The 13,202-nt window shown below is 50.7% G+C and carries 9 protein-coding genes and 1 tRNA gene; 8 read left to right on the forward strand and 2 right to left on the reverse strand.

Features of this window, described 5'->3' with window-relative positions; all coding sequences use genetic code 11:
* The first annotated feature begins 44 nt into the window (after positions 1–44).
* Positions 45–1,229 carry an acetyl-CoA C-acyltransferase family protein gene (locus tag QUE64_RS04480; protein WP_286226165.1) on the forward strand — a complete coding sequence of 395 codons (1,185 nt, stop codon included), beginning with the start codon at positions 45–47 and terminating at the stop codon, positions 1,227–1,229.
* A gap of 3 nt (positions 1,230–1,232) precedes the next feature.
* On the opposite strand, the gene serB is transcribed toward QUE64_RS04480, so the two are convergent.
* Positions 1,233–2,105: a phosphoserine phosphatase SerB gene (gene serB / locus QUE64_RS04485; RefSeq protein ID WP_286226084.1), complete on the reverse strand. Its 873-nt coding sequence runs from the start codon at positions 2,103–2,105 to the stop codon at positions 1,233–1,235.
* Positions 2,106–2,118: 13 nt separating this feature from the next.
* Positions 2,119–5,733 carry a transcription-repair coupling factor gene (gene mfd / locus QUE64_RS04490; RefSeq protein ID WP_286226085.1) on the reverse strand — a complete coding sequence of 1,205 codons (3,615 nt, stop codon included), beginning with the start codon at positions 5,731–5,733 and terminating at the stop codon, positions 2,119–2,121.
* 46 nt (positions 5,734–5,779) lie between these two features.
* Here mfd and ispD point away from each other — a divergent pair, with 46 nt between their 5' ends.
* From ispD to lon, 7 genes are all read left to right on the forward strand, one after another.
* The gene (gene ispD / locus QUE64_RS04495) at positions 5,780–6,535 is read left to right on the forward strand and encodes a 2-C-methyl-D-erythritol 4-phosphate cytidylyltransferase (protein WP_286226086.1); all 756 of its coding nucleotides are present in this window, start codon (positions 5,780–5,782) and stop codon (positions 6,533–6,535) included.
* A gap of 9 nt (positions 6,536–6,544) precedes the next feature.
* On the forward strand, positions 6,545–7,039 hold the full coding sequence (ispF, locus tag QUE64_RS04500) for a 2-C-methyl-D-erythritol 2,4-cyclodiphosphate synthase (protein WP_286224640.1): 495 nt from the start codon (positions 6,545–6,547) through the stop codon (positions 7,037–7,039).
* Between the two features lie 53 nt (positions 7,040–7,092).
* A tRNA-Leu gene (locus tag QUE64_RS04505) sits at positions 7,093–7,179 on the forward strand.
* 51 nt (positions 7,180–7,230) lie between these two features.
* The gene (tig, locus tag QUE64_RS04510; RefSeq protein ID WP_286226087.1) at positions 7,231–8,562 is read left to right on the forward strand and encodes a trigger factor; all 1,332 of its coding nucleotides are present in this window, start codon (positions 7,231–7,233) and stop codon (positions 8,560–8,562) included.
* Between the two features lie 37 nt (positions 8,563–8,599).
* Positions 8,600–9,211, forward strand: a complete 612-nt coding sequence (gene clpP / locus QUE64_RS04515) for an ATP-dependent Clp endopeptidase proteolytic subunit ClpP (protein WP_407675549.1) — start codon at positions 8,600–8,602, stop codon at positions 9,209–9,211.
* A 15-nt stretch (positions 9,212–9,226) separates the two neighbouring features.
* Complete coding sequence (clpX, locus tag QUE64_RS04520) at positions 9,227–10,591, forward strand: ATP-dependent Clp protease ATP-binding subunit ClpX (protein ID WP_286226088.1); 1,365 nt, start codon at positions 9,227–9,229, stop codon at positions 10,589–10,591.
* A 158-nt stretch (positions 10,592–10,749) separates the two neighbouring features.
* Positions 10,750–13,182, forward strand: a complete 2,433-nt coding sequence (lon, locus tag QUE64_RS04525) for an endopeptidase La (RefSeq protein WP_108508368.1) — start codon at positions 10,750–10,752, stop codon at positions 13,180–13,182.
* Positions 13,183–13,202: the final 20 nt, after the last annotated feature.

A 13,202-nucleotide genomic window follows, 5' to 3' on the forward strand; every position in this document is an offset into this window, starting at 1 on the left:
GCTAAAACTAGCTATTGGGCTAATCTGTAAAGAAGGGAACAATGATGAGTCGTGAAGTCGTGGTCTTAAGTGCAGCGCGTTCTGCAATCGGTAGTTATGGCGGCAGTCTCAGTGGCATGGAGCCATCAGAGTTGGCTGGTGTGGTGATGAAAGAAGCCGTTGCCCGTTCTGGCGCCGATCCTGCCAAGATTAATTATGTGACGGTCGGTAATACTATGCCAACTGACTCACGCTACGCTTATGTATCACGTGTAGCGGCAATCCAAGCGGGACTACCGATGGATTCAGTCGCGATGGCAGTGAATCGTTTGTGCAGTTCTGGATTGCAAGCGATTGTGACCACTGCGCAAGGCATCATGCTCAATGATTATGACTATGGTGTGGGCGGTGGCGTTGAAGTGATGTCGCGTGCCATGTATGGAGCCACTGCAATGCGCAATGGTGCACGCATGGGCGATACCAAAATGATTGACCTGATGGTCGCCGTTCTCACAGATCCTTTTGGTGTGGGTCATATGGGCATCACTGCCGAGAACTTGGCTGAGAAATGGAAGATTACACGCGATGATCAAGATGCCTTTGCTGTTGAATCCCATCGCCGTGCAGCAGTAGCAATTAAAGAAGGACGCTTTAAATCCCAAATCGTACCGATTACATTAAAGACCCGAAAGGGTGATGTGGTGTTTGATACCGATGAGCATTGCAAACCGGATACCACCATGGAGACCTTAGCGAAGATGAAGCCTGCCTTCAAAAAAGAAGGTGGTACAGTCACCGCAGGAAATGCATCGGGTGTTAACGATGGTGCTGCCTTCATGGTCTTGGCCGCGGCTGATGTGGCTGCCAAAGCCGGACAAAAGCCAATCGCACGTTTGGTCTCTTATGCAGTCGCTGGTGTACCCAATCACATCATGGGTGAGGGCCCCATTCCCGCAACCAAGATTGCTTTGCAACGCGCTGGATTGACTTTAGACAAGATGGATGTGATTGAGTCCAATGAAGCCTTTGCTGCGCAGGCAATTGCTGTCACCAAGGGATTAGGTTTGGACCCAGCAAAGACCAATGTGAACGGTGGTGCAGTTGCCCTTGGTCATCCGGTAGGTTGCACCGGTGCTGCGATCGCCACTAAAGCCATTTATGAATTGCATCGCACCAACGGTAAATATTGCTTAGTCACCATGTGTATTGGTGGCGGTCAAGGCATTGCCGCGGTATTTGAGCGACTCTAAGCCTTAGAGCAGTTCGAGGACTGCATCCAAGCCGACGTTGTCTAAAGCGACGTCGGCTTTTTCTTTAACAATCGCCTTGGCGCGATAGGCGACGCTCAAACCGCAGTCGGCCATCATCAATAGATCATTGGCGCCATCACCAATCACAATTGCAGCGCGCTTATCAAGATCATAGCGGGCACACGCCGCTTCCACAAACCGATTCTTGGCCGCTCCATCCACAATCTCACCTAAGACCTTACCAGTGAGCCGATCATTCACAATCTCTAGTTGATTGGAGTGCGTCTCGCACAAGGCAAGGCGTTCTTGCATGCGATCGGTAAAGAATGTAAAGCCACCAGAAACCAGTAGGGTGTGCATATCACGTTCATGCGCACCGCTGATCAAGAGCTCGGCTCCGGGATTGAGTTGTAAGCGTTCCTCATAGACCGAATGCAAAGCCGAGATGGACGCACCCTCTAATAGGGCAACACGGCGACGCAAGCTCTCGGCAAAGTTTGGGATCTCGCCACGCATCGTGGCCGCAGTAATTTCTGCGACCGCTGCTTTCTTGCCAGTAAAGTCAGCAATTTCATCAATGCACTCAATATTGATTAAGGTCGAGTCCATATCCATGGCCAAGACCTTCAGTGTGCTTGGATTAAAGCCAGTAGGTAGAATGGCCAAATCACAACCACGCTCTGCACAATACTGGCGCAGACCATTGCGTTCGAATGCTTCAATCTCGCGCATTAATAAAAATCTCCCCGCAGTATGCTGAAAATCAATCCCCAGGGTTTGCATAGCGCGTTCTAAGCCTGAAACGAGTTGGGGATCAGTCGCCTTTGATCCTAAGATTTGCAAACTGGGGAAGGGGTGAGATGATGAAGACACCATAAATCAATTATGCCTAAGCGATCGATGAGAGCGCAGGAGTTGGTAGAGGATGTGCCGAGGCCACCAGAGCCGTGCTTAAGAGTTTCATGAGCTGTCGGATCGCTTCGATGCGCTGCTCAAGCTGATCAAACGAGGACCCCTTAGTAGGCAAGTATTTAATGCGATCTTGGCCATTGAGTTGCACATGAGGGTTGGATTGCACCAAACGAATCAATTTCACGGGATCCAATGGGGGGTGTGCAATAAAACTTACCTGAATGCCATTTGGACTCGCATCCATTTTCTGAATGCCGTAGAGAACCATTTCAAGGCGTAGCCGATGGGTCTCGTAAAAGGCCTTGGCAGGATCAGGTAAGTTACCAAAGCGATCGACGAGTTCTTCACGCAACTGGCTCAACTCATCAAAGGCTTCACAGCTGGCAAAGCGTTTGTAGAGCGATAGGCGTTCATGCACATCGGGACAATAATCCGCAGGCAGGAGAGCGGGTGCCCCTAAATTAACATCGGTCACCGCTTGCATGGGTGAGAGTAGGTCGGGCTCCTTACCACTGCGTAAGGACTTGACTGCGCGATTGAGCATCTCGGTATACAGCTGAAAGCCAATTTCATGAATCTCACCCGATTGCTTATCACCCAACACCTCACCAGCCCCACGGATCTCTAAATCGTGCATAGCAAGATAAAAACCAGAACCGAGTTCTTCCATCGCCACGATCGCGTCTAGGCGTAAACGCGCTTGCTTCGTTAGGGCATCTGGGTCAGGCACTAAAAGATAGGCATAGGCTTGGTGATGCGAGCGACCTACGCGACCGCGCAATTGGTGGAGCTGCGCCAAACCAAACTTATCAGCGCGATGCATGATGATGGTATTGGCGGTTGGTACGTCAATCCCGGTTTCAATGATGGTGGTACACAGCAAGACATTACTGCGCTGCGTGACAAAATCTCGCATCACGGCTTCAAGCTCGCGTTCGTGCATTTGGCCATGCGCCACGGTAATTCGGGCTTCGGGTAAGAGCATCTGTAAGGCTTGCTTGCGATTCTGGATGGTCTCCACCTCGTTGTGTAAGAAGTACACCTGACCACCACGTTTGATCTCGCGTAAGACCGCTTCCCGAATCACACCATCACTCTCACGTCGCACAAAGGTCTTAATGGCTAGACGTTTCTGAGGAGCAGTGGCAATCACCGAGAACTCTCGCAAGCCCTCGAGCGCCATACCTAAAGTGCGCGGTATTGGAGTGGCAGTGAGTGTGAGGATATCCACCTCTGCACGCAATGCCTTCAAGGCATCTTTCTGACGCACACCAAAGCGATGTTCTTCATCAACAATTACCAAACCAAGGCGCGCAAATTGCGTCTCTTTGGAGAGCAGCTTATGGGTACCAATCACAATATCAGCCTCACCGGCAGCAATCGCAGCTAATGCCGCACTGATCTCTTTAGCAGTCTTAAAACGTGAGAGCTCCACAATCCGAACTGGCCAGGCGGCAAAACGATCTTTCCAGGTGGCAGCGTGTTGCTCAGCCAGTAGGGTAGTGGGTGCCAGAATCGCCACTTGTTTACCACCCATCACCGCCACAAAGCTAGCGCGAAGTGCCACCTCGGTTTTACCAAAACCCACATCGCCACAAACCAAGCGATCCATCGGCTTGCCGCTAGTCATATCGCCAATCACTGCAGCAATCGCATTCGCTTGGTCCGGCGTTTCTTCAAAGCCAAAGCTCTCTGCAAACGCGGCATAGTCATGTGCCGAGAACTCGAAGGCATGACCTTTGCGGATTGCTCGTGCGGCATAGAGATTGAGAAGCTCTGCTGCCGTATCTCGTATTTGCTGAGCAGCCTTGCGCTTGGCTTTATCCCACTGACCAGAGCCCAATTGATGTAAGGGCGCTGAATCCGGATCGGCCCCCGCATAGCGCGTGACCTGATGAAGTTGTTGGACTGGCACATACAAGGTTGCATCGTGCGCGTAAATGAGGTGCAAAAATTCCTCGAAGGCGGGTGCTTCTTTAGGACCCGCCATATTGAGTAATACCAAGCCCTGGTAACGACCAATGCCATGTTCAACATGAACCACAGGGTCGCCGACCTTGAGCTCGGATAAATCCCTAAAGAGGGTATCGGGATCGCTATTGCTGGTTTCCTTACCCCGACGCTGACGCGCCGTTTGCGTGAAGAGCTCAGCCTCCGTAATGATGAGTAATTGCTGGGATTGCCAAACAAAGCCATTAAAGAGGGGAGATACGCAACACCCAAAGCGCTCATCACCTTTTACAAAATCAGCGATGGTGTTTACACCCTGTGGGTGTAAAGCAAACGCTGCATCTTTAGAAGACCCTAAATTACTCTCTTCAATGAGTTGCCGAATTGACTCGAGTCGTCCTGCACTCTCTGCACAAATTAGGATGCGCCATTCATTTTGAGAAACTAATTGCCGCAAGCGCTTGAGGGGATCGGCATCGCGTCGATGAATGGCGACATCTGGTAATTGGGTAAAGACAGGTTCCGTCGCTGAATCCAATGCGGCTTGCGTTTGGAGCACAAAGCGCGGATAGGACTTCGCAATCGTATAAAACTGCTCTAAGCTCAAGAACAAATCCTGAGGCTTTAGCACAGGACGCTCGAGATCGTGCTTTAGAAAAGCATAGCGTTGCTCGGTATCTTTCCAGAACTGCGTGATACTGGTTTCAATATCACCCACATAGCCAAGACAAATATCGCTGCGACTATCCTCTTGATCGCTGCGCACAAAGTAATCAAAGACGGTGGCGGTCTCATCAAAAAACAGCGGCAGGTAAGACTCAATCCCCGCCGTCGGAATTCCAGTACTTACATCCTTGTAGATTGAGCAGCGAGTTGGGTCTCCCTCAAAATACTCGCGCCAGCGCCCTCGAAAGGCAGTGCGTGAGGCCTCATCAAACGGAAACTCATGACCGGGCAGTAAGCGGATTTCTTTCACCGGATACAAGCTGCGTTGCGTATCTGGATCGAAAGCACGGATATGTTCAATCTCATCGCCAAAGAGATCGAGGCGATAGGGGAGGGATGACCCCATTGGGAACAGATCAATTAAGCCACCCCGAATGCTGTACTCGCCAGGGCGCATCACTGCACTAACGGGATCGTAACCCGCCTGTTGCAATTGCAAACGTAGAGCCTCTTCATTTAAGCGCTCGCCTTGGCAAAAGAAAAAAGTATGAGCGGATAAAAATGCGGGTGGGGCAAGCCGCTGCAATGCGGTGGTCACTGGCATTAGGATCAGATCGCAGGTGCCGTTTTGCATTTCATAGAGAGTGGCCAAGCGCTCCGAGATTAAATCTTGATGCGGTGAGAAATGATCGTAGGGCAGGATCTCCCAATCTGGCAGTAAGCGAATGCGCAATTGCGGAGCAAAGCTCGGAATCTCCTCCAGTAAGCGCTGGGCATCGGTCGCATTGGCGCAGAGCACCACAAACTGGCTGTAATTGCTGCGATAGGCGCCTGCCATTTGTGCGAGAAGCGCGGCATCGGCTGAGCCAACAATGGAATCGAAGGTAAAGCGCTGCCCCGCCCGTAGCACGGGAATAGGGGGTGTAAGTAAAGCAGCAGGCCTTGGCGCTGCCGCTGGATTGACAGCATCCGACATCTAGAAGCATTATAGAATCAGGTATGTATCCCATTCTGAACCTGCCATGGCAAGACTAACTAAACCTTGCCATGCCGTATTGCCCTCTGCGGGCATGGGCGTACGCTTGGGTGGCGATCAGCCTAAACAGTTTCGGCATTTGGCAGGTAAGCCCATGTTGCTTTATGCCTTGGATGCTTTCTTTGCCTGCCCTAAGGTGAACTCGGTCTGGATCGGCATGAGTCCTGGCTCAAACTCTTTGATTCATGACCTTAAATCACGTTACCCTCATCCGGTTAAACGCTTTGAATTCCTGGAAACAGGTGGCCCCACTCGGCAGCAAACGGTCTTAAATACACTTGCGGCAATGCTTGATCTAGGAGTTGATCCGCAGGATTGGGTATTAGTGCACGATGCAGCCCGCCCAGGAATCACCCCTGAATTGATTGCCAGGCTCATCACTTTAGTCAAAGCTCAAGAGCAAACTGAGAGTCACCATCAGACATTGCAATCCGGTGGTCTCTTAGCAATGCCGGTTGCCGATACGATGAAAGAGACCACGCACGATGCGATGCGTGCCAAGACGACGATTGATCGCTCGCATCTGTGGCAAGCACAAACCCCACAGATGTTTCCTCTCAAAGTGCTCCATGATGCATTAAGTCAGGCCATTGAAGCGGGGGCCAATATTACCGATGAAGCGAGCGCGATTGAGCGCTTAGGTGGGCAACCTCTTTTGGTCGAGGGTGCTACCCGGAACTTCAAGGTAACCCATCCTGCAGATTGGGAGTTGATGGAGCTAGTTCTCAGTGAGCGTCGGTAAAATAGTGCCATGACAAGCAGCATTCCATTTCGGATCGGGCAGGGGTATGACATTCATGCTCTGGTACCCGATCGCAAATTGATTCTGGGGGGAGTAACCATTCCCTATGAAAAGGGTCTGCTTGGTCACTCGGATGCTGACGCACTCCTGCACGCCATTACCGATGCACTCTTGGGTGCCGCTGGTCTGCATGACATTGGGCAAATGTTCCCCGATGACGATGCGCGCTTCAAAGACATGGATAGCCGAGTGCTACTGCGAGCAGCCTTACAAAAGGTCCAAGCTGTGGGGTATCAGGTTGGCAATGTCGATGCTACTGTCATCTGTCAAAAGCCAAAATTAGCCCCGTATATTCCGGAGATGGTGCGCCACATTGCGAGCGACCTGAAGGTGACCGATAGCCACATTAATTTGAAAGCCAAAACCAATGAATCCCTAGGCCATCTGGGTCGGGGTGAGGGAATCGCAGTCCACGCCGTGGCTCTCCTCTATAAGGCATTGTAGAATCTACCTTTTACGTGAATTCTGAGCCGGTTCGTGTCTGCATCGCTGAAATAGCGAGGATGGCGAAATTGGTAGACGCACCAGGTTTAGGTCCTGACGCCAGAAATGGTGTGGGGGTTCGAGTCCCCCTCCTCGCACCACACGGCTGCTTGGCTTAGTCTTCACATCTAACCTTCATTAAAGAGGCTGCAGTGCAAATCGAAAACTTAGGTAGCTTAGATCGCAAAATTACTCTCCAATTTAATCGTGCTGATGTGAATCAAGCACGCGAAGCACGTTTGAATAAGATTGGTAAATCCATGAAGATGCCTGGCTTTCGTCCAGGTAAGGTGCCCAAGAAAATGGTGGAGCAGCAGTATGGCCTGCAAGTAGATTTTGAGGTTCAGTACGACAAAGCCTCGCAACTCTTTTATGAGGTCAGCAAAAAAGAAGGAATCAAATTAGCTAGCCAGCCCCGCTTAGAACCCAAAAGTGAGATTGGTGCCGACGAAGTGGTCTTCGACGCTTTCTTTGAGGTCTTGCCCGAAGTGAAGATTGGGGACTTCAGTGGCTCCGAATTAACCTGCTACACCACCGATGTGAACGATCCAGAAATCGATCGCGCATTGGATGTGTTGCGTAAACAGCGCGTGCATTACCACTCGCGTGGTGAGGCAGGCGAGCATGGTGACGGCGGTGCTGACACGAGTGCTCAAACAGATGATCAAGTCACCCTTGATTTTGTGGGCACGATTGATGGTGTGGAGTTTGCAGGCGGTAAAGCTGACGACTTCAAATTCGTAATCGGTGCCGGTCAGATGTTGCCCGAGTTTGAGGCCGCAGCCTTAGGTCTTAAAAAGGGCGAGAGCAAAACCTTCCCTTTAAGCTTCCCAGCGGAATACCATGGTAAAGAAGTGGCAGGTAAAACCGCTCAGTTCACAATCACCATCAAGGATGTCGCCTGGCCTCATTTACCTCCTGTTGACGATGAGTTTGCCAAATCCCTTGGGATTACCGAAGGTGGCGTCGAGAAGATGCGCAGTGAGATTAAGGCCAATATGGAGCGTGAGGTGAAGCGGCGCAGCGAGGCTCTCCTTAAGAATCAGGTCATGGAAGAGCTAATCAAGCAATGCCAACTCGATGTGCCTAAATCACTAATTACCAGCGAACAAGAACGTTTAGTAGAAGGCGCGCGTCAGGACCTGATGCAACGCGGCATCCCCAATGCAAAGGATGCGCCGATTCCTGCCGAGATGTTTGCTGAGCAGGCTGATAAGCGCGTGCGTCTTGGATTGATTCTGTCGGATCTGGTGAAGCTTCATAACTTAACCGCGACCCCTGATCAAATTAAAGCGTCGATCGAAGAGACCGCCGCGACCTACGAGGACCCCAAAGAGGTAGTGCGCTGGTATTACAGTGATCCGAGCCGCCTCAAGGAGGTCGAAGCAGTGGTTCTTGAGGAGAACGTGGTGAAGCACATTTGCGGCCTTGCGAAAGTAGCCGACAAATCGGTTAGTTTCGAAGAGCTCAGCAAAATGAGTTAATCTAGTAGCCAATGATTAATCTGGAAAGTTAATGAGCATGAGCGCACTTGAAACCCAAGCCCTTGGTTTAGTTCCAATGGTGGTAGAAACCTCCGGACGAGGAGAGCGTGCCTACGACATCTACTCACGTCTATTAAAAGAGCGGGTGGTGTTTCTGGTGGGTGAGGTCAATGATCAAACCGCCAACTTAGTGATTGCGCAATTACTATTTCTGGAGAGTGAGAACCCCGACAAGGAGATCTCGCTTTATATCAATTCTCCTGGTGGATCGGTCTCTGCTGGTTTAGCAATCTACGACACCATGCAATTCATTAAGCCCCATGTAAGTACCTTGTGCATGGGAATGGCTGCCAGTATGGGTGCTTTCTTACTGGCCGCTGGTGAAAAGGGCAAGCGCTACGCCTTGCCCAATGCGCGCGTGATGATTCATCAGCCATTAGGTGGTGCACGCGGTCAGGCCTCCGATATTGAGATCCAAGCTCGCGAGATCTTGTACTTGCGCGAACGCTTGAACACGATCTTATCGCAACGCACAGGCCAAACGATCGAGACCATCGCTAAAGATACCGATCGCGATAATTTCATGTCAGCTGAGCAAGCACGTGATTATGGCCTGGTTGATAAAGTGATCGATCAGCGCGGTAGCTAATACCTAGATTAAGCGATGAGCGAAACTACCACCACGGATAAAACGCTGTACTGTTCCTTCTGTGGCAAAAGCCAGCATGAGGTCAAAAAACTAATTGCTGGCCCATCGGTGTTTATTTGTGACGAGTGCATCGATCTATGCACCGATATTATTCAAGAAGAAATTGCGAAAGAGCCGCTGGCTAACAAAGGAGATGCCTTACCATCCCCTCAAGAGATTCGCTTAAACCTTGATCAATATGTAATCGGTCAAGATCTCGCCAAGAAAACCTTAGCAGTCGCTGTTTACAACCATTACAAGCGCTTATTGCATCTGCCCCCACCGAAAGTGAAGAAGGCGGAAGGCGACAAAGCGGAAGCACCTAAAGATAATAAGAAAACGGCCGCCCAAGCAGGCAACAACAAGCCACTGGTCGATGGTGTGGAGTTAGCCAAGAGCAATATTCTATTAATTGGCCCTACTGGTTCCGGCAAAACCTTGTTGGCACAGACCTTGGCCCGCATGCTGGATGTGCCCTTTGTGATGGCCGACGCCACTACATTGACCGAAGCTGGATACGTGGGCGAGGATGTTGAGAACATCATTCAGAAGCTCTTGCAAAATTGCGACTACAACATTGAGAAAGCCGAGCGTGGCATTGTGTATATCGATGAGATCGATAAGATCTCTCGTAAATCGGATAACCCATCGATTACCCGTGATGTCTCGGGTGAGGGTGTGCAACAGGCTCTACTCAAGTTGATTGAAGGCACGATGGCCTCGGTGCCCCCTCAGGGCGGACGCAAACATCCCAATCAAGATTTCTTACAGGTCGATACCACCAACATCCTCTTTATTTGTGGTGGCGCCTTTGATGGCCTAGAGAAAGTCATTGCGCAGCGCACCCAAAAGACGGGTATTGGTTTTGGAGCAGAAGTTGCTGCCAAAGACAGTCGAGGTATTGGCCAGCTCTTGGCAGAAGTAGAACCCGAAGATCTCATCAAGTTTGGTTTGATTCCGGAGTTAATTGGTCGTTTACCAGTACTTGCAACCTTAGCGGAGCTTGATGAGACCGCCTTGGTCGCCATTTTGACCGAACCTAAAAACGCACTGGTAAAGCAATACCAAGCCTTGCTTGGGATGGAGGGCGTGGAGTTAGAGGTTCGCCCCGAGGCCTTAAGTGCGATTGCGAAGAAGGCGATTGCTCGTAAAACTGGTGCCCGAGGCCTGCGATCTCTGCTCGAAGGCGTGCTGATGGATGTGATGTACGAACTTCCATCGATGAAGAATGTCCAAAAAGTTGTGATTGACGAGAGTACCGTGCAATCTGGCGCTAAGCCTTTGATTGTGTACAAGCAGGGTGGCGATGACGCGGAGTCATCCCTAAGCAAAAAGGCTTAGGCCTTAGTCATAAAACTCCCTGAAATCAAGCCGTTTTTGCAAAATTAACCCTAATTTGGGGTATTTTTGATCTTTTTTGTATGATTGGTATTGAGTTTTTCGATGAACTCCCCACATAGGTAGTATGCTAGTCATAGAACTAACTGGAGAACAACGCAATGCCAGGACAATTATTACTTCCTTCTGAACCCATCCAGTTACCTTTGTTGCCCTTAAGGGACGTGGTGGTCTTTCCCCATATGGTGATCCCATTGTTTGTGGGTCGCCCCAAATCGATTAAGGCCCTTGAGGCCGCGATGGAGACCGGTAAGAGTGTCTTGCTGGTGGCACAAAAAGCCGCCGCCAAAGATGAGCCCTCGGTTGAGGACCTGTATGAGGTGGGCTGCATTGCCAGCATCCTGCAAATGCTCAAACTCCCGGACGGTACCGTGAAGGTTCTCGTTGAAGGCTCGCAACGGGCTGAAGTCAGTCAGATTGAAGATAGCTTGGGCTACTTCAGTTGCGAGGCCACTCCTAAAGAGATTGAGGTGGTCGACGCGCACGAGACTGAAGCACTGCGCCGTGCGATCATGGCTCAGTTTGATCAATACGTCAAACTTAATAAAAAAATCCCCCAAGAGATCTTGGCATCGCTTGCAGGAATTGATGATCCCAGCCGCTTAGCTGACACCATTTGCGCGCATTTGCCAGTAAAACTTGAGCAAAAGCAGCGCCTATTGGAAATGAACGGTGTGATGCAACGCTTAGAAAGTCTCTTAACGGATCTTGAGAGCGAAATCGATATCTTGCAAGTTGAGAAGCGGATTCGTGGTCGCGTGAAGCGCCAGATGGAAAAGAGTCAGCGCGAGTACTACCTCAACGAGCAGGTGAAAGCCATTCAGAAAGAACTGGGTGAGGGCGAAGAGGGCGCAGACCTTGAAGAGCTGGAGAAGCGCATTAAAGCGGCACGCATGCCCAAAGAGGCTTTGAAGAAGGCCGAGTCTGAGCTCAAGAAATTAAAACTCATGTCACCGATGTCAGCGGAGGCAACGGTGATCCGTAACTTCATCGATACCTTGGTGAACTTGCCATGGCGCAAGAAGAGCAAAATTAATAACGACTTGAGTAATGCTGAAAAGGTATTGAACGAGGACCATTATGGGCTCGACAAAGTCAAAGAGCGCATTCTGGAGTACCTTGCGGTTCAGCAACGGGTAGATCGCGTGAAAGCACCCATTCTATGTTTGGTTGGACCGCCCGGAGTCGGTAAGACCTCACTTGGACAATCGGTTGCACGCGCAACGAACCGTAAGTTTGTGCGCATGGCCTTGGGTGGAGTCCGGGATGAGTCGGAGATTCGGGGGCATCGTCGTACCTATATTGGTTCAATGCCAGGCAAGATTCTGAGTAGTCTCACTAAGGTTGGTGTTCGTAATCCATTGTTCCTACTTGATGAAGTGGATAAGATGGGTATGGATTTCCGTGGCGATCCCGCGAGCGCTCTGCTTGAGGTTCTGGACCCAGAGCAAAACCATACCTTCCAAGATCACTATGTTGAAGTGGACTTTGATCTCTCGGATGTGATGTTTGTGGCAACTGCCAATTCACTTAACATCCCGGGACCCCTGCTCGATCGCATGGAAGTAATCCGCCTAGCCGGTTATACCGAGGATGAGAAACTCAGTATTGCGAAGAACTACCTCATTCCAAAACAAAATAAGAACAATGGCTTGAAAGACGGTGAACTCACCATTGATGAGAGCGCAATTCGGAACATCATTCGTTATTACACGCGCGAGGCAGGTGTTCGTGCACTCGAGCGCGAGATTAGCAAAATCTGCCGCAAGACCGTGAAGATGCTGCTCCTCAAAAAAGAGAGTGCGCCCATCAAAGTCGATGCCGATAATCTCGAGAAATTCCTATCGGTACGCATGTTTGACTTTGGCTCCGCCGCAAAGGAGAACCAAGTTGGGCAGGTTACGGGTCTGGCATGGACAGAGGTTGGTGGTGATTTGCTCACGATTGAAGCAGCTCTGATGCCAGGTAAAGGTACGATCACTCGTACTGGCTCCATTGGTGATGTCATGAAAGAATCCGTCGAGGCTGCCAGAACGGTGGTGCGCTCGCGCGCCAAGGGACTCGGTATTGTGGATGAGGCCTTTGAGAAGAAGGACATTCATATTCACTTCCCGGAGGGTGCCACCCCCAAAGATGGTCCATCGGCAGGTATTGCAATCACCACCGCACTGGTCTCGGTATTTACCGGAATCCCCGTGCGCTCTGATATCGCCATGACTGGTGAGATTACCTTGCGAGGCGAGGTCCTTCCAATTGGCGGCCTGAAAGAAAAACTCTTGGCAGCACACCGTGGCGGGATTAAGTTGGTCCTGATTCCGGAAGAGAACGTCAAAGATTTAATTGATATTCCGGATAATGTGAAGAATGCGATCGAGATTGTCCCAGTTCGCTGGATTGATAAGGTCTTGGAACTTGCCTTAGAGCGCAAGGCCGAGCCTCTACCCGATCCCAGCCCTGAGGAGTTAGCTAAAAAGGCCGCCGAGGCTGCTAAGCAAACCAGCAGCCCTGCGAGTGGAGACGTCATCAAACATTAAGTTACAATCTCGGTTGTCAG

Source organism: Polynucleobacter sp. HIN7 (assembly GCF_030297595.1).
GTDB lineage: Bacteria > Pseudomonadota > Gammaproteobacteria > Burkholderiales > Burkholderiaceae > Polynucleobacter.